This window comes from Paracoccus halophilus (genome assembly GCF_000763905.1).
In the GTDB taxonomy this organism is placed as follows: Bacteria; Pseudomonadota; Alphaproteobacteria; order Rhodobacterales; family Rhodobacteraceae; genus Paracoccus; species Paracoccus halophilus.
The window spans coordinates 26,221-48,969 of sequence record NZ_JRKN01000010.1 but is presented as its reverse complement, the minus strand read 5'-3'; the positions used below and the strand labels follow the sequence as shown (position 1 = coordinate 48,969).

The following is a 22,749-nucleotide window of genomic DNA, read 5'->3' as shown; positions in this document are numbered from 1 at the left end:
GCGTTAAACTATTTTCGGGGCGGGGAACAGGGGTCTGCGGCGCGGGGGGGCAACCGTGCCGGACTTGCATCGCCGCCGGCCCGGGCGCAAGATCGGGGGCGGAAAATCTGGAACGAAAGAGCGGTCAGATGGCGCTTCTCGATGCGGCACGCGAAGTGCGGGAACGGGCCTATGCGCCCTATTCGGGTTTCAAGGTCGGCGCTGCCGTCCGCGGGGCCTCGGGGCGGATCTATCACGGCTGCAATGTCGAGAACGTCGCCTATCCCGAGGGCACCTGCGCCGAAGCCGGCGCCATCGCGCTGATGGTCGCCAGCGGCGAGACCGACCTGATCGAGGTCGCGGTGATCGCCGACAGTTCCGGCCCCGTGCCGCCCTGCGGCGGCTGCCGCCAGAAACTGGCCGAGTTCGGCCGTGCCGATACGCCGGTGCTGCTGGCCACGCTGGGCGGCGCCACGCTGGCCACCACGATCGGCGAATTGCTGCCGGGGCGTTTCGACATTTCGCATCTGTCGGGCACCGAATGATGGCAGCCGATCCGCGCCCCCTGATCGCAGCGATCCGCGACGGGCGCGGGCTGGACGAGGCAGGCGCCGCCCTGATCGCGCGGGGGCTGGCCGATGGCACGGTCAGCGACGCCCAGGCGGCGGCCTTTGCCATGGCGGTTCTGCTGCGCGGTCTGGATGCGCCGGCGCGTGTGGCGCTGACCCGCGCCATGCGCGATTCCGGCAAGGTGATGCATTGGGATCTGCCCGGCCCGGTGGTGGACAAGCATTCGACCGGCGGCATCGGCGATGCGGTCAGTCTGATTCTGGCGCCACTGGTGGCGGCCTGCGGCGGCTTTGTTCCCATGATTTCCGGGCGCGGGCTGGGCCATACCGGCGGCACGCTGGACAAGCTGGAGGCGATCCCCGGTTTCCGTACCGCGCTGTCCGAGGAGGCGTTTCGACGCATCGTTGCCGAACAGGGATGCGCGATCGTCGCGGCCGGGCGCGACCTGGCCCCCGCCGATGCGCGGCTTTACGCGATCCGGGACGAATCCGCGACGGTGGGGTCGATCGACCTGATTACCGCCTCGATCCTGTCCAAAAAACTGGCGGCCGGGCTCGACGCGCTGATCCTGGACGTCAAGCAGGGCAGCGGCGCGTTTCTGCGCGACGAACGGGCGGCGCTGTCGCTGGCCCGGGCGCTGGTCTCGACCGCCTCGGGCGCCGGCTGCCGCGCCCGCGCCTATATCACCGATATGGACCAGCCGCTGGCGCGCAGTGCCGGCAATGCGCTGGAACTGCGCGAGGCGATCGCCGTCCTGCGGGGCGAGCGGCGGGGGGCGCTCTGCGATCTGTCGCTGGCGCTCTCCTCGGCCTGTCTGGGAATCGTCGGGATCTCTGCCGATGCCGCCCGCGCCCTGCAAAGCGGCGCCGCGGCCGAGCGTTTCGCCCGCATGGTCGCGGCGCAGGGAGGTCCCACCGACCTGCTGGAGCACCCCGACCGGCACCTGCCGGCCGCGCCGGTCGTGCGCGCGGTGCCGGGCCATGGCCGCGTCGCCGCCATCGACACCGAGGCGCTTGGCCATGCCGTCGTCGCGCTTGGCGGCGGGCGGCTGCATGCGCGCGACCGCATCGACCCGCGCGTCGGGCTGGCGGATCTGTTGCGCATCGGCGAGCAGGCCGGCCCGGATCGCCCGCTGGCCGTGGTTCATGCGGCCTCGGAAGGGGCGGCCGCGGCCGCCATCGCCAGCGTGCATTCGGCCTATCTGCTGGGCGACGGACCCGAGCCCGGACCGCTGATCCGTGACGAGGTGGGCTTGGATGACTGACCAGGGGGCGAGGGGCGGGCGCGCTTTCGTGATCGTGATGGATTCCGTGGGCATCGGCGGGGCGCCCGATGCCGCTGACTATTTCAACGACGGCCTTCCCGATACCGGTGCCAATACCGTCGCGCATATCGCGCAGGCGCGCGCGCTGAACATGCCGCATCTGGACGCTCTGGGGCTGGGCGCCGCGATCCGCCTGGCCAGCGGCGCCGTTGCGCCGGGGCTCGGTGCCGCGCCGCGGGGCCTTTGGGGGGCGGCGACCGAGAGTTCGCGCGGCAAGGATACGCCATCGGGACACTGGGAGATCGCCGGCGTGCCGGTGCCTTGGGAATGGCACTATTTTCCCGACACGCATCCGGCCTTTCCGCGCGATCTCACGGCCCGGATCGCCCGGGCCGCCGGCACCGAGGGCATCCTTGGCAACCAGCATGCCTCGGGCACCGAGATCATGGCCCGGCTGGGCGCGCGGCATCTGCAGACCGGCTGGCCGATCTGCTATACCTCGGCCGACAGCGTGCTGCAGATCGCCGCGCATGAGGAGGCGTTCGGGCTTGAACGCCTGAACCGGCTGTGCAGCGAGGTGGCCGGGATGGTCCATCCCATGCGGGTCGGGCGGGTGATCGCCCGCCCCTTTGCCGGGGCCGAGGGCAGCTTTGCCCGCACGCCCAACCGCCGCGACTATGCCATCGCGCCACCCGCGCCGACGATCCTCGATGTCGCGCAGGCAGCCGGGCGCGCGACCCATGCGGTGGGCAAGATCGGCGATATCTTCAGCCATCGCGGCATCGCCCATCTGCACAAGGGCCAGTCCGATGCCGATCTGGCCGGCCACCTGCTGGCCCTGGCCGATGAGGCCCGGCCCGGCAGCCTGATCCTTGCCAATTTCGTCGAGTTCGACAGCCTTTACGGCCATCGTCGCAATGTTGCCGGCTATGCCGGGGCGCTGGAATGGTTCGATGGCGTGGCGGGGGCGTTTCTGGACAGGCTGCGGCCCGGCGATCTGGCGATCTTTACCGCCGATCACGGCAATGATCCGACCTGGCGGGGCACCGATCACACCCGCGAGCGCGTGCCGGTGCTGGGCTGGGGTTATGGCGCGCGCGAGATCGGGCAGGTGGGCTTCGCCGATATCGCGGCCTCGGTCGCCGCGCATCTGGGCCTGCCGCCCGTCGGGCCGGGGGCATCCTTCCTGTGAAGACGCTGAAAAAGGTCGAACTGCATCTGCATCTGGAAGGGGCCGCACCGCCGGGTTTCATCCGTGCCAAGGCTGCCGAAAAGCATCAGGACATCAGCCGTATCTTCGATGCGAAGGGCGCATATTCCTATCGGGATTTCAACGGGTTCCTGCGCGTCTACGAAGCCGCAAGCTCGGTTCTGACCTCGCCGCGCGACTATGCCGGGCTGCTCGCCGAGGTGCTGGCCGAATGCGCCGAGCAGGGCGCGATCTATGTCGAGCTTTTCGTCTCGCCCGAGTTCTGTGGCGGCGGCGATCTGTCGGCCTGGCGCGACTATCTGGCGGCGATGGACGAGGTGGCGCAGGCGGCGCGCCGCGACGGTATCGACAGCCGCGCCGTGCTGACCGCGATTCGCCATTTCGGCCCCGAGCGCGCCCGCAAGACCGCCATCTGCGCGGCCGAGACCGGCGGCGGCTGGGTCGCGGGTTTCGGCATCGCCGGGGCCGAGGATGCCGGCAGGCTGCCGGATTTCGCCTGGGGCTTCGATTGCGCGCGCGAGGCGGGGCTGGGCCTGACCGCCCATGCCGGCGAATGGGGCGGACCTGATCAGATACGCGACGCGCTGTCGCTGGGCGTCAGCCGGATCGGGCACGGGATCAGTGCCGTGCATGACCCCGCATTGCTGCGCGACCTGGCCGAGCGCCAGATCACACTTGAACTCTGTCCCGGCTCGAATGTCGCGCTTGGCATCGTGCCGGGCTGGGCCGCCCATCCGATCGCGCGGCTTGCCGATGCGGGGCTTCGGGTGACCGTCTCGACCGACGATCCGCCATTTTTCCACACCACGCTTTGCCATGAATACCAGATGCTTGCGGATGCGTTCGGCTGGGCCGAGGACGAATTTCGGCAGATGAATCTCTGGGCGGTTGACGCGGCGTTTTGCGACGGTGATACGAAAGCTGCCCTGCGAAAGGACCTGACATGACCGCGCCGCATCTGACCATCGTCAACCACCCGCGGGTTCAGCACAAGCTGACCATCATGCGCGACAGGAACACCTCGACCGCCGGCTTTCGCCGGCTGCTGCGCGAAATCAGCCTGCTTCTGGCCTATGAGGTCACGCGCGAACTCGAGATGACCAGCAAGCGGATCGAAACCCCGTTGGGCGCCATGGAGGCCCCTACGCTCGAGGGCAAGAAACTGGCGCTGATCTCGATCCTGCGCGCCGGAAACGGGCTTCTGGACGGGATTCTGGAACTGATCCCGGCAGCGCGCGTCGGCTTCGTGGGGCTTTATCGCGATCCCGAAACGCTGCAGCCGGTGCAGTATTACTTCAAGGTGCCCAACGATCTGGACGCGCGGATGACGATCGTGGTCGACCCGATGCTGGCGACCGGAAATTCCCTGGTCGCGGCCATCGACCTGCTCAAGCAAGCGGGGGCGACCAACCTGCGCTTCCTGAGCCTTCTGGCCGCGCCCGAAGGCGTTGCACGGATGCGCGAGGCCCATCCCGACGTGCCCATCGTGACCGCTGCGCTGGACGAAAGGCTGGATGATCACGGCTATATCGTGCCCGGTCTGGGCGATGCCGGAGATCGCATGTTCGGCACCAAGTGACGCCGCATTAACGGGGTGTTCAGAGCTTCTGTCCTATCACCGGATCAACTGACCGATTCGGGGATGGGACGATGCTGCGCAAGCTGGCGGGGATTGTACTTGCTCTTTGGCCGGCCGCGGTTCTTGCGGCCGGGCTTTCGCCGGCCGAGCAACCGCCCGCGGATTTCGAATCGCGCCAGTATATCGACAGTCGCGGCTGCGTATTTCTTCGCGAAGAGGCGGGGGGATGGATGGCGCGTCTTGCCCGTGACGGCACGCCGCTCTGTGGCTATCCGCCGACATTCTCGGCCCGTGGCATCGATGGAAAACCGCGTCTGCGGGCGCTGGATCCCAATGCGGGCCTGAGCCGCGCGCAACTGCTTGAGCAAAGCCTGTCGGAAACCATCCTGACCAGCCTTCGCCCGGGGGAATTGGCCAGCGACCCGACTCCGATGGAACAGCGCCCAGATATGGGACCCGAACCGGCGTCGCAAGCGCCTGTCGATACCTTGCTGGCCGCCCTTGCGGCGGCACCCGCCGTTCAGCGCAGCATGGGCGAGGCGCTGCGACCCAATCGCCGCCTCTGCGAATTGCTGGGCTATGATGGCGCGGACGAAAAGGGGGATTTCGGGCGCGATCCGACTCGCGGCTATTGCAGTTCCCTGCCGGAGACCGATCTGTCGCGTCTGGCATTCATTCGCCCGCTGAACGCGATCGTGGAGGATGATGCAAGGAAGGGCGAAGACGCGAAAGCGGCCGTCGGAAAGCCTGCGGAGGTGGACCCAGCCGGCTCCCCTGAAAGCGGGACCGCGCGCAAGCCAGCTGCCAGACCCCGCCCCGGATCTGGAGCAGAAAAGGCTGCGGCAGATGTCACGAAACCCGATGGTTCTGCGAAATCATCCGTGGGCGGGGCGGCGCCCTCAGTCGCAAAGGTCGCGCCGGCACCTCGCGCCGCGGCTGCGGCAGAGCCTCGCCGGAATGATCGCTCGGCGCCACCGCCGGGAATCATTCCCGCCGGCGCCCGCTATATCCAGTTCGGCAGCTATGCCGAGGCGGTGAATGCGGATCGCGCCGCGCAGGTCGTCGCCCGGCTGGGCTATGCCGTCATGCGCGGACAGACGCAGGCTTCGGGGCGCGAGCTGCAGTTCGTCCTGGTCGGCCCTTTCGATGATCGTGAAGCCATCGTCAGGGCCCTGGACAGCATTCGCCGCGCGGGGTTCCGCGACGCCTATCCCAGATGATCGGTACCGGTAGATCGCCGCGCAGGCGGGGGTCACTGATCGCAGATTTCCTGCAGTACCGCCCATTCGCGCTCGCTCAGGACGGGTCTCGGCTCAGCGGTGCGGAAAGGGTCGGCCTCGATCAGCCCCAGCGTCGCCTCGCCGGTTGGATCCAGCGAACGGGCATAGGGTTCGCTGGCGATCCCGGCGCGGGTGAAATAGTTCAGCAGGATCTCGTCATCGGGGCGCGGAACCGGCCCGGCCAGAAGGCTTTCGCCATATCCGGCCAGCGATTGCGGGGGCAGGGTGCCATTGGTCAGAAGCTGAAAGGTCGCGCGCGGCCCGGCAAAGCGCAGCGCCTGAAGAAGCGGGTCATTCTGAACCCCGACCGCCTGCGCCGCCAGAATATGCCCGGCCGTGACCTCCGGGGTGATCTGACCCCTGATCAGGTCCTCGCCGATGACCGTGATCGCGCCGGGCAGTCGCAGCGCGCTGCGCAGGCGGGCCGGCACAATCTCGATCCGCGAATCGGGTCCGGTCAGGCGCGCGGCCAGCTTGCCGCGGACCATGTCTCCGGCCGGGCGGGCGCAGGGATTGCCGGTGGTCTTGGCGATCTCCGCCAGGATTGTCCGGCCGATCTCGCTTCGTTGCGCGGGTGGCGCGACATTGGCCGCGTGACGCACCAGCGCCGGCGGCACCCAGAACACCGCCAGCGCCGCCATCAGCGCGGCCGCACCCAGCATCAGCCCGCCGCGCAACCGTCCCGGATGCGGCCTGGCCGCCTCGATCGCGCGGTGGATGCGGGAAATCGCGGCGATCATCAGATCGTCGTCGATTTCCAGTTCCTCATCGGCACCGGCCTCTCCGGGCCCATAGCGGGCGGGCATCCTGCCGGGATTGAGCCGCGTGACGGCGGGCAGGGACCAATGTGTCAACGGCGTTTCCGAGCGCGGATCGGTCAGCATCAGTGTCGCGTCCCCGAACGAGACAATGACATCGCGCGCCTGCGATTGCGGCGTCTCGCGCCAGAGGCCTGCCGCTTCAAGCCGTTGATATTGGTTCAGCGCCGTCATGCCTGCGTCATTTTTCCCTGCTGCGCCTGCCCGAGATTAGGCCTCGGGCGGTGGCGGTCAAGCACGCGTAATGCCCGGGCGCGGACCCTTGGCCAAGGCGGCGCGCGCGCAGGCCGGCATCTGCAAACTGCCGGCAAGATGGGTGCGTTGGCCCGCGCGCCGGGAGATCATGGCGATCTGCGGATCGCGGACGGCAATCCCGGATCAGGCGGTTTCGGGAACGGCCATGCCGCGCTCGCGGGCAAGCTCGCGGATGCGCTTTTGCAGCTTTTCAAAGGCGCGCACCTCGATCTGCCTGATCCGTTCGCGCGAGACGTCATAGCGCGTCGACAGGTCCTCCAGCGTCATCGGATCGTCGCGCAGCCGGCGCTCCATCAGGATGTCCTTTTCGCGCTCGTTCAGCACATCCATGGCCGCGATCAGCATTTCGCGGCGGGCGGACATCTCGTCGGCCTCGGCAAAGGCCTCGGCCTGGTTGGCATCCTCATCCTCCAGCCAGTCCTGCCATTGCGCGGTCGAATCGCCATCGGCCGAGCCCACGGTCGCGTTCAGCGAGGCATCGCCGCCCGACAGGCGGCGGTTCATGTCGATGACCTCCTGTTCGCTGACATTCAGGTCATGGGCGATCTGGGCGACGTTCTCGGGCCGCAGATCGCCCTCTTCCAGCGCGCCCAGCTTGGATTTCGCCTTGCGCAGGTTGAAGAACAGCTTTTTCTGCGCGCTGGTCGTACCCATCTTCACCAGCGACCAGGACCGCAGGATATATTCCTGGATCGAGGCGCGGATCCACCACATGGCATAGGTCGCCAGCCGGAAGCCCTTTTCCGGATCGAACCGCTTGACCGCCTGCATCAGGCCGACATTGGCCTCGGAAATGACCTCGGCCTGGGGCAGGCCATAGCCGCGATAGCCCATGGCGATCTTGGCGGCGAGCCGCAGATGGCTGGTCACCAGCTTTTGGGCGGCCTCGGGATCCTCGTGATCGACCCAGGCCTTGGCCAGCATGTATTCCTCTTCCGGTTCCAGCAGCGGAAACTTGCGGATCTCCTGCAGGTAACGGTTCAGACCCTGTTCGGGGCTGGGGGCCGGAAGGTTCGTGTAATTCGCCATATCTCAATCCCTGACCCACACATGCTTTGGTGGGCAAATGTTAACGCAATCAGCGCGTTTCAAGTTCCGTCGCGGCCGAACCGTTGCGCAATGCCTCAAGCAGCCCGGTCATATCTTGCGGCAAAGGGCTGCTGAAGGCCAGCCTCAGGCCGCTCACCGGGTGGTCGAAACCCAGCTCGGCGGCGTGCAGCGCCTGGCGGGGAAAGCCTGCGATGGCGGCCGCGCCCGCCACGCCAAGCGCCCGGGCCGAGGGGCGCCTGCCGCCACCATAGACCGGGTCGCCCACCAGACCCAGCCCCGCATGGGCCATATGCACGCGGATTTGATGCGTGCGGCCGGTTTCCAGCCGGCATTCCACCAGCATGGCAGCGGGCGGCGCGCCGAAGCTTTCGAGCATCCGCGCGCGGGTGACGGCGTGGCGGCCGCGCTCGAAACTGACGGCCTGACGCTGGCGGTCGGTCGGATGGCGCCCCAGCATGCTGGTAATGCGCAGCAGGTTGCCCGGCTCGAAGGCGATGCCGGGCAGGCCGCGCAGGCGCGCATCGCCCGCGTCGATCGTGCCATGGGCAATGGCCAGATAGCGGCGATGGGCGCTGTGATAGGCGAATTGCCGGGCCAGACCCTGATGCGCGCGATCGGTTTTCGCCACCACCAGCAGGCCCGAGGTATCCTTGTCGATCCGGTGCACGATGCCCGGCCGCGCCGCGCCGCCGATCCCCGACAGGCTGTCCGCGCAATGCGCCAGCAGCGCGTTGACCAGCGTCCCCGTGGGCGTGCCGGGCGCCGGGTGGACGACCATGCCGGCGGGCTTGTCCACGACGATCAGATCCGCATCCTCATGGGCGATGTTCAGCGGGATGGTTTCGGGCAGCGCCTCCAGCGGTTCGGGCGCGCCGATCTCGATGCTGTAATCGCCCGGCTCGGCGCGCGCCTTGCCGTCGCGCACCGGACCCGAAGGGCCGGTCACCGCACCTTCGGCGATCAGCCTGGCCAGCCGCGAACGCGACAGCGCGGCCGGCTCTGGCGCGGCGCGCGCAAGCGCCTTATCAAGCCGGTCGGAAAGACCTTCGGGAATGGTGATGAGGATTTCGGCCATGGCTGCGGATGATAAGCGCGAAGTGACGCCAGAGGAAGCGCTGCCGATGCTGCGCTGGCTGCGCATCCTGGTGACCCTGCTCGCGGCGGTGATGGGGCTGGGCGTGCTGGTGATCGCGGCGCTTTTGTGGCTGCGCCTGTCCGAGGCGTCGCTGCCCGATCTGCCCGACAGCATCACCCTGCCCGATGGCGCCCGGGCCGAGGCCCTGACATTCGCCCGCGACTGGCTGGTGGTGGTGACCGATAGCGGCGAGGTGCTGCTTTACGACCGTCAGGGGCGGCTGCGCGACCGGGTTCAGCCCTGATCGGCCTTCCTGCCTTCCAGTGCGTCGAGACGGGCGCGCAACTCGGTATTCTCGGTGCGCGCCTTGATCGCCATTTCGCGCACCGCCTCGAATTCCTCGCGGGTGACGAAATCGCGCTCGGCAAGCCAGCGGTCGATCCAGCCGTTGAAGGCTGTCTGGGCCTCGTCCTTGGCGCCCTGGGCCACGCCCATGGCATTGGTCATCAATTTTGAGAGATCGTCGAAGAAACGGTTGTTCGCGGTCATTGCGGCCCTTTCGGATCAGCTTTCGTCCCTATATGGCGTAGCACGGACGGTTATTCAATCGGCTGACGGCCTGCCACGCCCGCGCGGCCCGCGCCGCGAAACGAGGAAGCCATGATCCCTTTTCCCCAGATTTCGCCCGAGATTTTCACCATCGAGCTGTTCGGGATGGCGTTTTCGCTACGCTGGTATGCCATGGCCTATCTGGCCGGGCTGCTGATCGGCTGGTGGATCATGGTGCGGCTGATGCGCCGCCCGGCCCTGTGGGGCGATGCCGCGCCGATGCGCCCCGCGCAGGTCGAGGAATTGCTGACCTGGGTGATCCTTGGCGTGGTGATCGGCGGCAGGCTGGGCTTCGTGCTGTTCTACGAGCCGGGCTATTACCTGGCCAATCCCGGGCAGATTCCGGTGATCTGGCAGGGCGGCATGTCCTTCCATGGCGGCTTTCTGGGGGTGATCCTGGTGTCCTGGTGGTTCAGCCGGCGCAACGGCATCCCGGCGCTGCGCATGGCCGATGCGCTGGCGGTGGCGACGCCCATCGGGCTGGGGCTGGGCCGGATCGCGAATTTCATCAATGCCGAGCTTTGGGGACGGCCGACCGATGCGCCCTGGGGTGTCATCTTTCCCGGCGAGGCGGCGCAGACCTGCCCCGGCGTCGAGGGGCTTTGCGCCCGCCATCCCAGCCAGCTTTATGAGGCCGGGCTCGAGGGCGTGCTGCTGGCGCTCATCCTGTTCGCGCTGGTGCGCATGGGCGGCTTGCGCCGTCCGGGGCTGGTGCTGGGGGTATTCGTCACCGGCTACGGGCTGTCGCGTTTCGTGGTCGAGTTCTTCCGCCAGGCCGATGCGCAATTCATCACCCCGGACAACCCGCTGGGCCATGTGCTGGGCGGGCCGGTCTGGGGCGTGACCATGGGGCAATTGCTGTCGCTGCCGATGGTGGCGATCGGGCTGGCCTTCCTGATCCGCGCGCGGATGCGGCCGATGGTTGCCGGGGTCGCATGACGCCGCTGGCGCGGCTGATCGCGACTCAGATCGCGGCCTCGGGGCCGATGCAGCTGGACGAATACATGCGGCTGTGCCTGCTGCATCCGCAATACGGCTATTACGTGACGCGCGATCCCTTTGGCGCGGCGGGGGATTTCACCACCGCGCCCGAAATCAGCCAGATGTTCGGCGAGATGGTCGGCCTGGCGCTGGCGCAGGCCTGGCTGGATCAGGGCGGGCCGGCGCCCTTCACGCTGGCCGAAATCGGGCCCGGGCGCGGCACGCTGATGGCCGATATCCTGCGTGCGATCCGTGTCGTGCCGGGCATGGGCGCGGCGGCCGAGGTCACGCTGATCGAGGCATCGCCGCGTCTGCGGCAGGTCCAGCGCGACAGGCTGGGACAGGTGAAGCATGTCGAAACACTCTCGGATATCGCATGCAAGCCATTGTTTCTGATTGCAAACGAGCTTTTCGACGCCTTGCCCATCCGACAGTTCCAGCGCCAGGCCGAAGGCTGGGCCGAGCATGTCGTCACGCTGAACGATGCGGGCGAACTGGCACTGGGGCTGGCCGCGCCGCTGCCGGGTCCCGCCGCGCCCTGCGGTCAGATCCGCGAGACCTGCCCGCAGGCCCCCGCGCTTGCCGGCCAGATCGCGCGCCACATCGCGGCGCATGGCGGCTGCGCCATCGCCGTGGATTACGGCAACTGGCACGGGCAGGGCGACACCCTGCAGGCCTTGCGCCGCCACCGCCCCGAGCACCCGCTGGCCAATCCCGGCGAGGCCGATCTGACCGCCCATGTCGATTTCGAACCCCTGGCGCAGGCCGCGCGGGCGGCGGGGGCGAATGTGTCGCGCATGGTCACCCAGGGCGAATGGCTGCTGCGTCTGGGGATCGCCGCGCGGGCGCAGCGGTTGCAGGCGGCGGGCGATGCCGGCGCGATGGCCGCGCTTCACCGCTTGACCGCGCCGGGCGAAATGGGTCACCTGTTCAAGGCACTCGCCTTCTGGCCGCCGGGGGCGCCGGTGCCGCCGGGATTCGAACCGCTGGACGATGATGCACACGACACTTGAGATCCTGACCCATCCGCTTCTGGAGCCGGTGCGGCACGGCTTTTTCACGCGCCGGGGCGGGGCGTCCTCGGGCCTGTTCTCGGGGTTGAACTGCGGTCATGGCTCCAGCGATCAAAGCGAGATCGTGACCATCAATCGCGCCCGCGTGGCCGAGGCGATGGGCGTCGCGACGGATGCGCTGGCGACGGTTCACCAGACCCATTCCGCCGATGTCGCGATTTTCAGGAATGGCGACAAGGCCGGCGATTTCGCGGATATGCGCGCCGATGCGATCGTGACCGACCAGCCGGGCGTGGCGCTGGCCGTGCTGACCGCCGATTGCCAGCCGATCCTTCTGGCGGATGCCGGGGCCGGCGTGATCGGCGCGGTCCATGCCGGCTGGCGCGGCGCGCTGGCGGGCGTGATCGAGGCGGCCGTGGCGGCGATGCGCGATCTGGGCGCCGCGCGGATCAGCGCCGCGATCGGCCCGACGATCAGCCAGGGCGCCTATGAGGTCGGCGAGGAATTCATGGAGGAATTCATGGCCGAGGACCCCGCGCATCACCGTTTTTTTGCCGGCGGGCCGAACGGGCGGCCCATGTTCGACCTGCCGGCATTCGGGCTGATGCGCCTGCGCCAGTCCGGGGTCGAGGCGGAATGGATCCGCCATTGCACCTATAGCGAACCCGAGCGCTTTTTCTCGTACCGGCGCAGCACGCATCAGGGCGAGGCCGATTACGGGCGGCTGATCTCGGCCATCGCGCTGTAAGCCGGCCGCGCCGATTTCGCGCGGCGGGATGGCCAGCCGGTTTCCGTTGGAATAAGATCCCGGCCATGCGTCAGCCGATTGACCGGCCCCGGCACCATCCGGGCCGGCACCGCCAGGAGCCGCCCATGCGTCCGTTGCCATTGCTGCTTTTGCCCGCCGCACTTGCCGCCTGTACCGCGCCGGTTGCGGTGGCGCCCGGGGGCGATCTGCGCGCCCGGCAGGAGGCCGCCTGCCGGGCGGCCATCGCGGCGCATGTCAGCCGGCCCGAGGATCAGGTCGCGCCGCGCTGGCTGTCCGATACGCAGGGCGTGGCCACCGTTCAGACTATGGATGGCGCGCGGCGGCACCTGTGCCGGGTGGATGCCTCGGCGCGGGTGCTGGGCTATTCGCATCCCGATGGCTGAGGCCCGCCGGGGCCGGCAGGCTCAGCCGGCCGCGGCGCGTTCCTCGACCACGTCGAAGGGCACGCCCGGCTCGTCCTTGGCGCAGCGGATCACCAGCGAGGTCTTGACCGAGGCCACATTCGGGGCCGAGGTCAGATGCTCGGTCAGGAAGCTCTGAAAGCTGGACAGATCGGGCGCGACGCATTTCAGGATAAAGTCGATCTCGCCATTCAGCATGTGACATTCGCGGACCAGCGGCCATTCGCGGGCCAGCGCCTCGAATGCGCAAAGGTCGCGCTCGGACTGGCTGACCAGACGGACCATGGCGAACACCTGGACCTCGAATCCCATCTCGCGGGCGTCGATCCTTGCATGGTAGCCGCGGATATGGCCGGTTTCCTCAAGCACGCGGACGCGGCGCAGGCAGGGCGGGGCCGAGATGCCGACCCGGCGCGCCAGTTCGACATTGGTCATCCGACCGTCGGCCTGCAATTCGGCAAGAATCTTGCGGTCGATATCGTCCAGTCGGGCGGGGCTCATCTGTATCCTCGGGCGGCCGGTCGGCGGCCGCAATCCTGGCGGAAGCTACATCGCCGACCCGGCTTGCGCAATATTGTTTCAGAAATCCGCCGCGCTCCCGGGGCGGATTGCATGAGGGCGCGCGGGTGATTACCTAGGCCCGGCAACGCGAGAGGTTCCGATGTCCGACGCCAATACAGATACCGCCCTGCCTGCCCATAGCCGCGTGCTGATCGTCGGCTCCGGCCCGGCGGGCTATACCGCCGCCGTCTATGCCGCCCGCGCCATGCTGGAGCCGGTGCTGATCCAGGGCATGCAGCCGGGCGGACAGCTGACCATCACTACCGAGGTCGAGAACTGGCCCGGCGAAACGGAAATCCAGGGCCCCGACCTGATGGTCAGGATGGAGACCCATGCCCGCGCCATGGGCGCGCGCGTCCATATCGACACGGTGACGAAACTGGACCTGAAGGCGCGGCCCTTCGTGGCCGAGCTGGATTCCGGCGCGCGCATCACGGCCGATGCGGTGATCCTCGCGACCGGCGCCCAGGCCCGCTGGCTGGGGCTCGCGAGCGAGGACAAATTCAAGGGCTTCGGCGTTTCCGCCTGCGCGACCTGCGACGGGTTCTTCTATCGCAATCGCGAGGTGGCGGTGATCGGCGGTGGCAATACGGCCGTCGAAGAGGCGCTGTTCCTGACCAATTTCGCCAGCAAGGTGACGCTGGTCCATCGTCGCGACAGCCTGCGCGCCGAAAAGATCCTGCAGGAGCGGCTGTTCAAAAATCCCAAGGTGGAAATCCTTTGGGATCACGAACTGGTCGAGGTGCAGGGTGACGACAACCCGCTGGGCGTGACCGGCATCCGGCTGCGCGGCACCCAGGACGGGGCCGAGCGGGTGCTGCCGGCGGATGGCGTTTTCATCGCGATCGGGCATGCGCCCGCATCCGAACTGGTGGCGGGGCAGCTGGAGCTGCACAATGGCGGCTATGTGAAGGTCGAGCCGGGCAGCACCCGGACCTCGGTTCCCGGCGTCTTTGCCGCGGGCGATCTGACCGACCATATCTATCGCCAGGCGGTGACCAGCGCCGGCATGGGCTGCATGGCCGCGCTGGATGCCGAACGCTATCTTGCCCAGCATGAGCAGGATCCGGCCCCGGTGCCCGAGGCGGCCGAAATTCCGGCGTGACGCGGCCCGGCGGGACATCGTTCCGCGCTGCCGGGCGTCGGCGAAACGCTGGCGTGACCGGGCCGGGCGGGGCCGGAAATCGGGGCCGCGCGCACCCGGCCGGATCGCCGTGCCGGACATGGCAAATATGCAAAAACAACGGCGGAATCGCCAATCCGTCGGTTGAATCCCCCGGCCCTGGCCGCTAAGGGCAGCACGGTGACCGGGCCTGCCCGGTCGCCCTTTCGCTTGGGGGCCAGCTGAACCGACCCCGATCCAAACGCCGAGCATTCGATGACCCAGCCAAACCTCGTCCCGATCCCCGAACTCTATGTCAGTGCCGAATCGGCGCAGAAGCTGAAGCTCGAGGCAGGCAACATGCCATCATGGGATCTGACCCAGCGTCAGATCTGCGATCTGGAACTGCTGATGAACGGCGGTTTCCACCCGCTGAAGGGCTTTCTGACCGAGGCCGATTACAACGGCGTTCTGGACGACATGCATCTGACCAGCGGCGCGCTGTGGCCGATGCCGATCAACCTGGATGTCAGCCAGGATTTCGCCGACCGGATCGAGCCGGGTCAGGACATCGCGCTGCGCGATCAGGAGGGCGTCATCCTGGCGATCCTGTCGGTCACCGACAAATGGAGCCCCGACAAATCGCGCGAGGCGGAAAAGGTCTTCGGCGCCGATGACCTCGCGCATCCTTCGGTCAACTATCTGCACAATGTCGCGGGTCCGGTCTATCTGGGCGGCCCGATCACCGGCATCCAGCAGCCGACGCATTATGATTTCCGCGGCCGCCGCGACACTCCCAACGAGCTGCGCGCCTATTTCCGCAAGCTGGGCTGGCACCGCATCGTCGCATTCCAGACCCGCAATCCGCTGCACCGGGCGCATCAGGAACTGACCTTCCGCGCGGCGCGCGAGGCGCAGGCCAACCTGCTGATCCACCCGGTCGTGGGCATGACCAAGCCGGGCGATGTGGACCATTTCACCCGCGTCCGCTGCTACGAGGCGGTGCTGGACAAATATCCGCAGGCCACCACGCATCTGTCGCTGCTGAACCTGGCCATGCGCATGGGCGGCCCGCGCGAGGCGGTCTGGCACGGCATCATCCGGCGCAATCACGGCCTGACCCATATGATCGTCGGCCGCGACCACGCCGGCCCGGGCAAGAACAGCCAGGGCGAGGATTTCTATGGCCCCTATGAGGCGCAGGATCTATTCCGCAAGTATCAGGACGAAATCGGCGTGCAGATGGTCGATTTCAAGCAGATGGTCTATGTTCAGGAACGCGCCCAGTACGAGCCGGCCGACGAGGTCGAGGAGGGCGCGACCGTGCTGAACATCTCGGGCACCGAGCTGCGCCGCCGCCTGCGCGAAGGGCTCGAGATCCCGGAATGGTTCAGCTTCCCCGAGGTGGTCCAGCAGCTGCGCCGGACCTCTCCGCCGCGGGGCAAGCAGGGCTTCACGGTGTTCTTCACCGGGCTGTCGGGCAGCGGAAAATCCACCATCGCCAATGCGCTGATGGTCAAGCTGATGGAAATGGGCGGCCGCCCGGTCACGCTCTTGGATGGCGATGTGGTGCGCAAGCACCTGTCCTCGGAACTGGGATTCAGCAAGGAACATCGCGACATCAACATCAAGCGCATCGGTTTCGTCGCCAGCGAGATCACCAAGAATGGCGGCATCGCCATCTGCGCCCCGATCGCGCCCTATACCGCGACGCGGCGCGCGGTGCGCGAGATGGTCGAGGCCGGCGGTGCCTTTGTCGAGGTCCATGTCGCCACCAGCCTCGAGGAATGCGAGCGCCGCGACCGCAAGGGGCTCTACAGGCTGGCGCGCGAGGGCAAGATCAAGGAATTCACCGGCATCTCGGACCCTTACGAGGAGCCCCTGAACCCCGAACTGCGGGTCGAGACGGAAAGCGTCGATGTCGATCACTGCGCCCATCAGGTGCTGCTCAAGCTCGAGGGGATGGGGCTGATCGGCTTGAAATAAGGCCGCTGCCCATGCATCCGGGGGCCGCGCCGGCGTTGACCGGCGCGGCCCCTTGGCATATCGCGGGGTCAGCACTGCAGGGATGACAGATGACCGAACCCGTTCTAATCCTGACCATGAAATGGGGCACGATCTACGGGGCCGAGGATGTCAACCGGCTTTACCGGCAGGTAAAGCGTCATCTGGCGCGGCCGCATCGCTTCATCTGCTTTACCGATGACGCGCAGGGGATTGCCCCGGGCGTCGAGGCGCTGCCCTTGCCGGAACTGGGCCTGCCCAAGGGGCATGGCGATACGCGCTGGCGCAAGCTGGCGCTGTTCCGGCCCGATCTGGGCGGGTTTCAGGGCAAGCTGGCGCTGTTTCTGGATCTGGATCTGGTGGTGGTGGACGATCTGTCGCCGTTTTTCGATCTGCCCGGCGATTATTTCATCATCCGCGACGATGATCTGTTCCGCCCCAAGCCGCTGCGCCGGATCAATCCCGAACGCGACCGTTTCCTGCATTCGGTCGGCAACAGTTCGGTCTTTCGCTATGTCGTGGGCGCGCACAGCTATATCCTGGATGCCTATCTGGCCGATCCGGCGGCCGCCACGGCGGGATACGAGATCAGCCAGCAGTTCCAGTCGGCGCAGCTGGCCGCGCATGGCCATCTGAACTACTGGCCGCGCGGCTGGTGCGTCAGCTTCAAGAATGACTGCGTGCCGCGCAATCTGCTGAGCTATTTCAGCGACCCGCAACTGCCCGAGGGGGCGAAAATCGTGCTCTTCGCCGGCGCCCCCAAGATGGAGGACGTCTTTGCCGGGCGCGGCAACAAGTGGTATCGCCGCATCGGCAATATCGACTGGCTGCGCAAGGCCTGGGCGGGATGATCGGGCAGGCGTTCCGGCGCTGGAAACATGCCCGCCGCATCCGCGCCGCCGAGGCCGAGATCATGGCGCGCGACATCGTGCCCCGCCCGCACGGGCTGGATGCGCCGCTGATCGTCAGCCTGACCAGCTATCCGGCGCGTTTCGACACGCTGCATCTGGTGCTGCGCTCGCTTTTGCGCCAGACCGTGCGGCCGGACCGGGTGATCCTGTGGCTGGCCCGGGGGGATGAGGACGCGCTGCCCGCCAGCTGTCGCCTGCCGGGGCTGGAACTGCAAAGCTGCGCCGATTGGCGATCCTACAAGAAGATCGTGCCAGCCCTGCTTGAGGCACCCGAGGCCTGGATCGCCACCGCCGATGACGATATCTACTACGGCCCCGACTGGCTCGCCGGGCTGGTCGCGCGCGCCGATGCCGGGGTCGTGGCCCATCGCGCCCACCGCGTCACGCTGCGCGACGGGCAACCCCGCAGCTATGACGACTGGGCGCGCAATATCGACGCGCCGGAGGCCGGGCCGCTGATCTTTCCGACCGGGGTGGGAGGCGTGCTTTACGCGCCGGGCGTGTTCCACCCGGATGTGACCGATGCAACGCTGTTTCAGGAACTGGCGCCGCTCGCGGACGATGTCTGGCTTTACTGGATGCACCGTATGGCGGGATCGCGGCCGGCAAAGATGGGCGGGCGGTTCCGCATCACCGAATGGCCCGGCTCGCAGGCGTCGAATTTGCGCGGCGGCAATCTGTCCGGGGATGGCAATGACCGGGCTGTGCAGGCGATGGTCGCGCGCTACGGCTGGCCAGACGGCTGAAAAAACGCGATGTCTTTCGGGCCCGCGCGGTCTGCGTCCCGCAAGGGCGGCTGGCTGATCTCATGGGACGAGGGCGCCGCAAACGGGAAACGCCGCCCGGAAAAGCGCGGCGTTTCGTGCTGCAAGGCCTCTGGCGGCAGGTCCGGCCGGGTCAGTGCACGCTGACCGGCGTCAATTCGTTCTGGCGGGCCAGCATGAAGGCCAGGCTGCGGTCCTTGACCAGCGCCAGGCGCGCGCCGTCGATGCCGTGAACGGCATAAAGCGCATCCACGTCGGGAACCTGCTGGCGAATCTCCTCGGGTAGGGTCTCCATCGCGACGCGGCGAATATAGACGGTATTGCCCGTCTCGGCTCCGAATTCGTATTTCTGGTTCATTTGCGATCCCCTTTCATTTGCGGCTGATCGGAATTGTCTGCACGATGCTGTCGGGCACCGAACGGCGCAGGTCGATGTCCAGCAGGCCGTTTTCCAGCCTCGCCGCGATCACCTCGACGCCATCGGCCAGCACGAAACTGCGCTGGAAGGCGCGCGCGGCAATGCCCCGATGCAGGAACACGCGGTCATCCTCGGGCCCGGCCTGCCGGCCGCGAATCACCAGCTGGCGATCCTCGAGCGTGATCGACAGGTCGTCCTCGGAAAACCCGGCCACGGCCAGGGTGATGCGGAACCCGTCGGGGCCCTGATGTTCGATATTATAGGGCGGATAGCCCTCGGCCCCCTTGGCGGCCCTTTCGGCCAGACGTTCAAGCTGATCGAACCCCAGCAGGAACGGATGCGCGGCCAGACTGATCTTGGTCATGATCCCAAGCCCTTTTGCAGCAAAGCGACTGTCGGCCGGACCCCGATATGGCGATCCGACAGGACCAATATGTGAACGTTGCGGCCATTCCGCAAGATGCGGCGGCGCGTTAACCTGTTTCAGCAAGCCCATTAACAGCGTCGAAACGGTGGGTTATAAGCAATCGAGTCCAGCCCGAGGCCCGACATGAACGCCCATCACGAAATGTCCCATGAGGAAATCGCCCGCGCCCGTCTTGAGGTGCTGCGGCGCGAACACCGGGACCTCGATGAGGCGATCGCCGCGCTGGTCAGCCAGAGCCTGAGCCATTCGCTGACGCTGCAGCGGCTGAAAAAGCAGAAACTCCTGCTCAAGGACCGGATCGCCCGGCTCGAGGACGAGCTGACACCCGATATCATCGCCTGATTGCAAGCCGGCCCGTCCCGCGCTAGGGCGGGGCGGAAAAGGGGGCTTTGCCATGGAAAAACCCGTTGGAATCATCATGGGCAGCCAGTCCGACTGGCCCACCATGCGCGAGGCGGCGGCCATTCTGGACGAGTTGGGCGTGGGCTACGAGGCACGCATCGTGTCCGCCCATCGCACGCCGGACCGGCTGTGGGATTACGGCAAGACCGCCGTCGCGCGCGGGCTCAAGGTGATCATCGCGGGCGCCGGCGGGGCTGCGCATCTGCCCGGCATGATGGCCAGCAAGACGCGCGTGCCGGTGATCGGCGTGCCGGTCCAGACCAGGGCGCTTTCCGGGGTCGATTCGCTTTACTCGATCCTGCAGATGCCCAGGGGCTATCCGGTCGCGACCATGGCGATCGGCGCGGCGGGCGCGGCCAATGCCGGGCTGATGGCGGCGGGGATTCTGGCCGTCAGTGACCCCGATCTGGCGGCGCGGCTGGAGGCCTGGCGTCAGGCGCTGTCCGATTCCATCCCGCAGGAGCCCCAGGATGACTGAGCTTGCTCCCGGATCGACCATCGGCATTCTGGGCGGCGGCCAGCTGGGCCGGATGCTCTCTGTCGCGGCCAGCCGTCTGGGCTATCGCTGCCATGTCTATGAGCCCGCCGCGGCGCCTGCGGGCGATGTCGCCCATGCCGTGACCAACGCCCCCTATACGGATCAGGCGGCTTTGCGCGCTTTCGCCGAATCGGTCGATATCATCACCTATGAATTCGAGAACGTGCCGACCTCGGCGCTGGATCTTCTGGAATCGATCCGGCCGATCCGCCCGAACCGGCGCGCGCTGGCCGTGTCGCAGGACCGGCTGAGCGAAAAGGACTTCCTGTCCGAAATCGGGTTGCGCACCGCCCCCTATCGCAATGTCGAGACCGAGGCCGAGCTGCCTGCCGCGCTGGCCGATCTGGGCACGCCCGCGATCCTGAAGACGCGGCGCATGGGCTATGACGGCAAGGGGCAGATCCGGTTTTCCGAGGCCGGCCAGCGGGACTGGACCGGCGCGCCCTCGGTTCTTGAGGGGTTCGTCGATTTCTCGGCCGAGATCAGCGTGATCGTGGCGCGCGGCGCGGACGGGCAGGTCGCGGCCTATGATCCGGGCCGGAACGTCCATCGCGAAGGCATCCTGCGCACCACCACCGTCCCTTGTGGCCTGCCGCAATCGCTTTTGACCGATGCGGTGCTGATCGCGGCCCGGATCGTCAATGCGCTGGACTATATCGGTGTGATGGGGGTCGAACTGTTCGTGACCTCCGACGGGCTGGTGGTCAATGAGATCGCGCCGCGCGTGCATAATTCCGGCCACTGGACACAGGCCGGCTGCGCCGTCGACCAGTTCGAGCAGCATATCCGTGCCGTCGCCGGCCTGCCTCTGGGCGATGGTCAGCGTTATGCCGATGTGGAAATGCAGAACCTGATCGGCGACGACATGGCGCGGCTGCCCGATCTGCTGAAGCAACCCCGCATGCAGCTCCATCTTTACGGCAAGGGCGAGGCACGCCCGGGCCGCAAGATGGGCCATGTCAACCGGCTGCTGTAAGCGCGCCCTGCAGGCGCCCGAACTCGGCCCGGTTGCCGGGAATGCCCAGCCGCAGCCAGCGCGGATGCCAGGGAAAGACGCGCGACCAGATGCCGGCGCGGGCCAGCATATCCTGCGCCGCCTGCGCTTCGGGCGTCTCGTACAGCCGGAACAGATGCGTGCCGCCTGCCAGTCGCCAGCCATGGGCGGTGACGATCTGGTCCAGATGCAGCGCCGCCTCGGAGAGCCAGGTGACGGTATCTTCGGCCCATTGCGCATCGGCCAGCGCCGCCGCGCCGATCTCCAGCGCCGGGCCGCTGACCGACCAGGGGCCGGCGCGTCCGGCCAGCCGCGCCAGCAGATCGGGCGCGCCGATGGCAAAGCCCAGCCGCAGCCCGGCCAGCCCCCAGAACTTGCCGAAGCTGCGCAGCACGGTGACATTGCGGGGCCGGGCAGGGGCCACGGACAGGTCGGGGCGCGGATCGGCAAAGCTTTCATCGACGATCAGATGGCCCACCCCGGCGGCGATCCGGGCAATCTGTTGGGCCGTGAATTCGCGCCCGTCGGGATTGTTGGGGTTCACGATCACCGCCAGATCGGCGCTGCCCAACCCCTCGGGGGCGGTCGGCTCGGCGACCTGCCAGCCCGCCGCGCGCAGGCTGGCGGCATGTTCGTTATAGCTGGGCGATAGCACGGCGGCGCGCTTGCCCTGCAGCAGATGCGGCAGCAACTGGATCGCGGCCGAGGCGCCGGCCACCGGCAGCACCTGATCCGCCGGGCAGCCGAATCGGGTCGCGGCGGCGGCGATCAGCCGCGCCTCGTCGCTTGTGGTCGGCAATGCGGTCAGCGCATGGGCGGACAAGGCGGGCGGCGCATAGGGCCGGCGGTTGATTCCCGTGGACAGGTCGATCCAGCCGGAATCGCTGCCGAAACGGCTTGCCGCCCTGTCGATATCGCCGCCATGATCGCGCATGTTCCCGTGCCCTCCTGCCCGGCTGTTGAAGCCTCGCGGCGGGGGCGGGTCAAGCGCCGGATTCGGTGTTTTTGATCGCTGGTCACCGAAATTTCGCTTTACACCCTCGTGGAAGCATAACACGATATATGGTAGACGCATCTGGAAAACTACGCCGGGTGTAGTCTTGGCCACCAATGATAGGGGGTGGGCTGGCCCCATCTCGGATAGGCAGGGTTAGGCATGGCACAACTGGACTTCATCCACAGCGACGACATTCATCCCATCGACATTGTCGAGACCGTCGCGACCCATCACGAATGGGACTTCGACCGGCTGGCCGAGGATCAGATCGCCATGGCGGTCGAGGGGCAGTGGCGAACCTATTCCATCACGCTGGCATGGTCGCCCCGCGACGAGGTGCTGCGGCTGATCTGCACCTTTGACATGGACCCGCCTGCCGAGCGGTTGCCCCAGCTTTACGAGGTGCTGAACCTGGCCAATGATCAGGTCTGGGACGGCAGCTTCACCTTCTGGGCGCCGCAGAAGCTGATGGTCTGGCGCTACGGCCTGGTGCTGTCGGGCGAGACCATGGCCAGCCCCGAACAGATCGGCCAGATGATCAGCAACGCGATCATGGCGGCCGAGCGGTTCTATCCCTGTTTCCAGCTGGCCTGCTGGGGCGACAGTTCGCCCGAGGCGGCCATGGACATCGCCATGTCCGAGGCGTTCGGCCGGGCCTGACCCGCGGCGCCCGTGCACGGCGCGGGCGTCCTGCCGGCTGGCCTTTGACCGGGGCGGCTTTCCTTTGTCGTAAACTCTTGGCATGGTCCGCTCACAGGGGCCGCGAGAGGCACGAGAC

27 protein-coding genes are annotated in these 22,749 nt (G+C 67.4%); 19 read left to right on the top strand and 8 right to left on the bottom strand.

The features are described 5' to 3' along the window. Nucleotides 1-128: 128 nt before the first annotated feature. The 6 genes from IT41_RS09380 to IT41_RS09355 all read left to right on the top strand — a co-directional run bounded on the left by IT41_RS09380 (nt 129) and on the right by IT41_RS09355 (nt 5,822). Complete coding sequence (locus tag IT41_RS09380; RefSeq protein WP_036740620.1) at nt 129-524, top strand: cytidine deaminase; 396 nt, start codon at nt 129-131, stop codon at nt 522-524. Then, nucleotides 521-1,813: a thymidine phosphorylase gene (locus IT41_RS09375; protein ID WP_036740619.1), complete on the top strand. Its 1,293-nt coding sequence runs from the start codon at nt 521-523 to the stop codon at nt 1,811-1,813. The genes IT41_RS09380 and IT41_RS09375 overlap by 4 nt, the downstream gene beginning before the upstream one ends. Continuing rightward, nucleotides 1,806-3,005 carry a phosphopentomutase gene (locus tag IT41_RS09370; RefSeq protein ID WP_036740618.1) on the top strand — a complete coding sequence of 400 codons (1,200 nt, stop codon included), beginning with the start codon at nt 1,806-1,808 and terminating at the stop codon, nt 3,003-3,005. Before IT41_RS09375 ends, IT41_RS09370 begins: the two co-directional genes overlap by 8 nt. Then, nucleotides 3,002-3,970: an adenosine deaminase gene (locus IT41_RS09365; RefSeq protein WP_036740617.1), complete on the top strand. Its 969-nt coding sequence runs from the start codon at nt 3,002-3,004 to the stop codon at nt 3,968-3,970. Before IT41_RS09370 ends, IT41_RS09365 begins: the two co-directional genes overlap by 4 nt. Continuing rightward, nucleotides 3,967-4,602 (top strand): uracil phosphoribosyltransferase, encoded by a 636-nt coding sequence (gene upp / locus IT41_RS09360; protein ID WP_036740615.1) that lies wholly within the window; start codon nt 3,967-3,969, stop codon nt 4,600-4,602. The genes IT41_RS09365 and upp overlap by 4 nt, the downstream gene beginning before the upstream one ends. A gap of 230 nt (nt 4,603-4,832) precedes the next feature. Further along, a complete protein-coding gene (locus IT41_RS09355) occupies nt 4,833-5,822 on the top strand; it encodes an SPOR domain-containing protein (RefSeq protein ID WP_231564725.1) in 990 nt (329 codons plus the stop codon). A 32-nt stretch (nt 5,823-5,854) separates the two neighbouring features. Here IT41_RS09355 and IT41_RS09350 read toward each other — a convergent pair whose 3' ends face one another. The 3 genes from IT41_RS09350 to IT41_RS09340 all read right to left on the bottom strand — a co-directional run bounded on the left by IT41_RS09350 (nt 5,855) and on the right by IT41_RS09340 (nt 9,080). Continuing rightward, nucleotides 5,855-6,874 carry a hypothetical protein gene (locus IT41_RS09350; RefSeq protein WP_036740610.1) on the bottom strand — a complete coding sequence of 340 codons (1,020 nt, stop codon included), beginning with the start codon at nt 6,872-6,874 and terminating at the stop codon, nt 5,855-5,857. A 204-nt stretch (nt 6,875-7,078) separates the two neighbouring features. Next, nucleotides 7,079-7,984: an RNA polymerase sigma factor RpoH gene (rpoH, locus tag IT41_RS09345; protein WP_036740607.1), complete on the bottom strand. Its 906-nt coding sequence runs from the start codon at nt 7,982-7,984 to the stop codon at nt 7,079-7,081. Nucleotides 7,985-8,033: 49 nt separating this feature from the next. Further along, entirely contained in the window at nt 8,034-9,080 is a 1,047-nt protein-coding gene (locus IT41_RS09340) for a pseudouridine synthase (RefSeq protein WP_036740605.1), read from the bottom strand. Between IT41_RS09340 and IT41_RS09335 the strand changes: the two genes are divergently transcribed. Next, a complete protein-coding gene (locus tag IT41_RS09335; RefSeq protein ID WP_231564724.1) occupies nt 9,079-9,384 on the top strand; it encodes a DUF6476 family protein in 306 nt (101 codons plus the stop codon). The genes IT41_RS09340 and IT41_RS09335 overlap by 2 nt on opposite strands. Here the strand turns inward: IT41_RS09335 and IT41_RS09330 are convergent. Next, complete coding sequence (locus IT41_RS09330; RefSeq protein ID WP_036740602.1) at nt 9,375-9,629, bottom strand: accessory factor UbiK family protein; 255 nt, start codon at nt 9,627-9,629, stop codon at nt 9,375-9,377. The two genes, IT41_RS09335 and IT41_RS09330, sit on opposite strands and share 10 nt — an antisense overlap. 111 nt (nt 9,630-9,740) lie before the next feature. On the opposite strand from IT41_RS09330, the gene lgt reads away from it, so the two are divergent. From lgt to IT41_RS09310, 4 genes are all read left to right on the top strand, one after another. Continuing rightward, nucleotides 9,741-10,628 carry a prolipoprotein diacylglyceryl transferase gene (gene lgt / locus IT41_RS09325; RefSeq protein WP_036740600.1) on the top strand — a complete coding sequence of 296 codons (888 nt, stop codon included), beginning with the start codon at nt 9,741-9,743 and terminating at the stop codon, nt 10,626-10,628. Then, the gene (locus tag IT41_RS09320) at nt 10,625-11,683 is read left to right on the top strand and encodes a class I SAM-dependent methyltransferase (protein WP_036740597.1); all 1,059 of its coding nucleotides are present in this window, start codon (nt 10,625-10,627) and stop codon (nt 11,681-11,683) included. Before lgt ends, IT41_RS09320 begins: the two co-directional genes overlap by 4 nt. Further along, nucleotides 11,667-12,431 carry a peptidoglycan editing factor PgeF gene (pgeF, locus tag IT41_RS09315; protein ID WP_036740594.1) on the top strand — a complete coding sequence of 255 codons (765 nt, stop codon included), beginning with the start codon at nt 11,667-11,669 and terminating at the stop codon, nt 12,429-12,431. Before IT41_RS09320 ends, pgeF begins: the two co-directional genes overlap by 17 nt. Before the next feature lie 125 nt (nt 12,432-12,556). After that, nucleotides 12,557-12,835 (top strand): hypothetical protein, encoded by a 279-nt coding sequence (locus IT41_RS09310; RefSeq protein WP_139221639.1) that lies wholly within the window; start codon nt 12,557-12,559, stop codon nt 12,833-12,835. Between the two features lie 21 nt (nt 12,836-12,856). On the opposite strand, the gene IT41_RS09305 is transcribed toward IT41_RS09310, so the two are convergent. Then, nucleotides 12,857-13,354, bottom strand: a complete 498-nt coding sequence (locus tag IT41_RS09305; RefSeq protein ID WP_036740588.1) for an Lrp/AsnC family transcriptional regulator — start codon at nt 13,352-13,354, stop codon at nt 12,857-12,859. Between the two features lie 160 nt (nt 13,355-13,514). Here IT41_RS09305 and trxB point away from each other — a divergent pair, with 160 nt between their 5' ends. From trxB to IT41_RS09285, 4 genes are all read left to right on the top strand, one after another. Continuing rightward, nucleotides 13,515-14,519 (top strand): thioredoxin-disulfide reductase, encoded by a 1,005-nt coding sequence (gene trxB, locus IT41_RS09300; protein WP_052081368.1) that lies wholly within the window; start codon nt 13,515-13,517, stop codon nt 14,517-14,519. Nucleotides 14,520-14,792: 273 nt separating this feature from the next. Beyond that, nucleotides 14,793-16,502: a bifunctional sulfate adenylyltransferase/adenylylsulfate kinase gene (locus tag IT41_RS09295; protein WP_036740585.1), complete on the top strand. Its 1,710-nt coding sequence runs from the start codon at nt 14,793-14,795 to the stop codon at nt 16,500-16,502. Nucleotides 16,503-16,591: 89 nt separating this feature from the next. Next, nucleotides 16,592-17,371 carry a hypothetical protein gene (locus IT41_RS09290; protein ID WP_036740583.1) on the top strand — a complete coding sequence of 260 codons (780 nt, stop codon included), beginning with the start codon at nt 16,592-16,594 and terminating at the stop codon, nt 17,369-17,371. Continuing rightward, nucleotides 17,368-18,177, top strand: a complete 810-nt coding sequence (locus tag IT41_RS09285; RefSeq protein WP_036740581.1) for a hypothetical protein — start codon at nt 17,368-17,370, stop codon at nt 18,175-18,177. Before IT41_RS09290 ends, IT41_RS09285 begins: the two co-directional genes overlap by 4 nt. A 151-nt stretch (nt 18,178-18,328) precedes the next feature. On the opposite strand, the gene IT41_RS09280 is transcribed toward IT41_RS09285, so the two are convergent. Next, nucleotides 18,329-18,553: a DUF1150 family protein gene (locus IT41_RS09280; RefSeq protein ID WP_036740579.1), complete on the bottom strand. Its 225-nt coding sequence runs from the start codon at nt 18,551-18,553 to the stop codon at nt 18,329-18,331. Nucleotides 18,554-18,566: 13 nt separating this feature from the next. Then, nucleotides 18,567-18,977 (bottom strand): Hsp20 family protein, encoded by a 411-nt coding sequence (locus IT41_RS09275; protein ID WP_036740576.1) that lies wholly within the window; start codon nt 18,975-18,977, stop codon nt 18,567-18,569. A 186-nt stretch (nt 18,978-19,163) separates the two neighbouring features. Here IT41_RS09275 and IT41_RS09270 point away from each other — a divergent pair, with 186 nt between their 5' ends. From IT41_RS09270 to IT41_RS09260, 3 genes are read left to right on the top strand one after another with little or no spacing between them, the layout of a single operon-like run. Then, nucleotides 19,164-19,382, top strand: coding sequence for a YdcH family protein (locus IT41_RS09270; protein ID WP_036740572.1), 219 nt, complete (start codon nt 19,164-19,166; stop codon nt 19,380-19,382). Between the two features lie 52 nt (nt 19,383-19,434). After that, nucleotides 19,435-19,920, top strand: coding sequence for a 5-(carboxyamino)imidazole ribonucleotide mutase (gene purE, locus IT41_RS09265; protein ID WP_036740570.1), 486 nt, complete (start codon nt 19,435-19,437; stop codon nt 19,918-19,920). After that, nucleotides 19,913-20,956 carry a 5-(carboxyamino)imidazole ribonucleotide synthase gene (locus tag IT41_RS09260; protein WP_036740568.1) on the top strand — a complete coding sequence of 348 codons (1,044 nt, stop codon included), beginning with the start codon at nt 19,913-19,915 and terminating at the stop codon, nt 20,954-20,956. The genes purE and IT41_RS09260 overlap by 8 nt, the downstream gene beginning before the upstream one ends. Here the strand turns inward: IT41_RS09260 and cobD are convergent. Next, nucleotides 20,940-21,908 carry a threonine-phosphate decarboxylase CobD gene (gene cobD / locus IT41_RS09255; RefSeq protein WP_036740565.1) on the bottom strand — a complete coding sequence of 323 codons (969 nt, stop codon included), beginning with the start codon at nt 21,906-21,908 and terminating at the stop codon, nt 20,940-20,942. The two genes, IT41_RS09260 and cobD, sit on opposite strands and share 17 nt — an antisense overlap. A gap of 222 nt (nt 21,909-22,130) precedes the next feature. Between cobD and IT41_RS09250 the strand changes: the two genes are divergently transcribed. Further along, nucleotides 22,131-22,631, top strand: coding sequence for a type III secretion system chaperone family protein (locus IT41_RS09250; RefSeq protein ID WP_036740563.1), 501 nt, complete (start codon nt 22,131-22,133; stop codon nt 22,629-22,631). The last annotated feature ends 118 nt before the right edge of the window (nt 22,632-22,749 follow it).

Coding starts and splice junctions, on each gene's coding strand:
- IT41_RS09380 (WP_036740620.1), top strand. CDS start 129: ATGGCGCTTCTCGATGCGGCACGCGAAGTGCGGGAACGGGCCTATGCG.
- IT41_RS09375 (WP_036740619.1), top strand. CDS start 521: ATGATGGCAGCCGATCCGCGCCCCCTGATCGCAGCGATCCGCGACGGG.
- IT41_RS09370 (WP_036740618.1), top strand. CDS start 1,806: ATGACTGACCAGGGGGCGAGGGGCGGGCGCGCTTTCGTGATCGTGATG.
- upp (WP_036740615.1), top strand. CDS start 3,967: ATGACCGCGCCGCATCTGACCATCGTCAACCACCCGCGGGTTCAGCAC.
- IT41_RS09355 (WP_231564725.1), top strand. CDS start 4,833: ATGGCGCGTCTTGCCCGTGACGGCACGCCGCTCTGTGGCTATCCGCCG.
- IT41_RS09350 (WP_036740610.1), bottom strand. CDS start 6,874: ATGACGGCGCTGAACCAATATCAACGGCTTGAAGCGGCAGGCCTCTGG.
- rpoH (WP_036740607.1), bottom strand. CDS start 7,984: ATGGCGAATTACACGAACCTTCCGGCCCCCAGCCCCGAACAGGGTCTG.
- IT41_RS09335 (WP_231564724.1), top strand. CDS start 9,079: ATGGCTGCGGATGATAAGCGCGAAGTGACGCCAGAGGAAGCGCTGCCG.
- IT41_RS09340 (WP_036740605.1), bottom strand. CDS start 9,080: ATGGCCGAAATCCTCATCACCATTCCCGAAGGTCTTTCCGACCGGCTT.
- IT41_RS09330 (WP_036740602.1), bottom strand. CDS start 9,629: ATGACCGCGAACAACCGTTTCTTCGACGATCTCTCAAAATTGATGACC.
- lgt (WP_036740600.1), top strand. CDS start 9,741: ATGATCCCTTTTCCCCAGATTTCGCCCGAGATTTTCACCATCGAGCTG.
- IT41_RS09320 (WP_036740597.1), top strand. CDS start 10,625: ATGACGCCGCTGGCGCGGCTGATCGCGACTCAGATCGCGGCCTCGGGG.
- pgeF (WP_036740594.1), top strand. CDS start 11,667: ATGCACACGACACTTGAGATCCTGACCCATCCGCTTCTGGAGCCGGTG.
- IT41_RS09310 (WP_139221639.1), top strand. CDS start 12,557: ATGCGTCCGTTGCCATTGCTGCTTTTGCCCGCCGCACTTGCCGCCTGT.
- IT41_RS09305 (WP_036740588.1), bottom strand. CDS start 13,354: ATGAGCCCCGCCCGACTGGACGATATCGACCGCAAGATTCTTGCCGAA.
- trxB (WP_052081368.1), top strand. CDS start 13,515: ATGTCCGACGCCAATACAGATACCGCCCTGCCTGCCCATAGCCGCGTG.
- IT41_RS09295 (WP_036740585.1), top strand. CDS start 14,793: ATGACCCAGCCAAACCTCGTCCCGATCCCCGAACTCTATGTCAGTGCC.
- IT41_RS09290 (WP_036740583.1), top strand. CDS start 16,592: ATGACCGAACCCGTTCTAATCCTGACCATGAAATGGGGCACGATCTAC.
- IT41_RS09285 (WP_036740581.1), top strand. CDS start 17,368: ATGATCGGGCAGGCGTTCCGGCGCTGGAAACATGCCCGCCGCATCCGC.
- IT41_RS09280 (WP_036740579.1), bottom strand. CDS start 18,553: ATGAACCAGAAATACGAATTCGGAGCCGAGACGGGCAATACCGTCTAT.
- IT41_RS09275 (WP_036740576.1), bottom strand. CDS start 18,977: ATGACCAAGATCAGTCTGGCCGCGCATCCGTTCCTGCTGGGGTTCGAT.
- IT41_RS09270 (WP_036740572.1), top strand. CDS start 19,164: ATGAACGCCCATCACGAAATGTCCCATGAGGAAATCGCCCGCGCCCGT.
- purE (WP_036740570.1), top strand. CDS start 19,435: ATGGAAAAACCCGTTGGAATCATCATGGGCAGCCAGTCCGACTGGCCC.
- IT41_RS09260 (WP_036740568.1), top strand. CDS start 19,913: ATGACTGAGCTTGCTCCCGGATCGACCATCGGCATTCTGGGCGGCGGC.
- cobD (WP_036740565.1), bottom strand. CDS start 21,908: ATGCGCGATCATGGCGGCGATATCGACAGGGCGGCAAGCCGTTTCGGC.
- IT41_RS09250 (WP_036740563.1), top strand. CDS start 22,131: ATGGCACAACTGGACTTCATCCACAGCGACGACATTCATCCCATCGAC.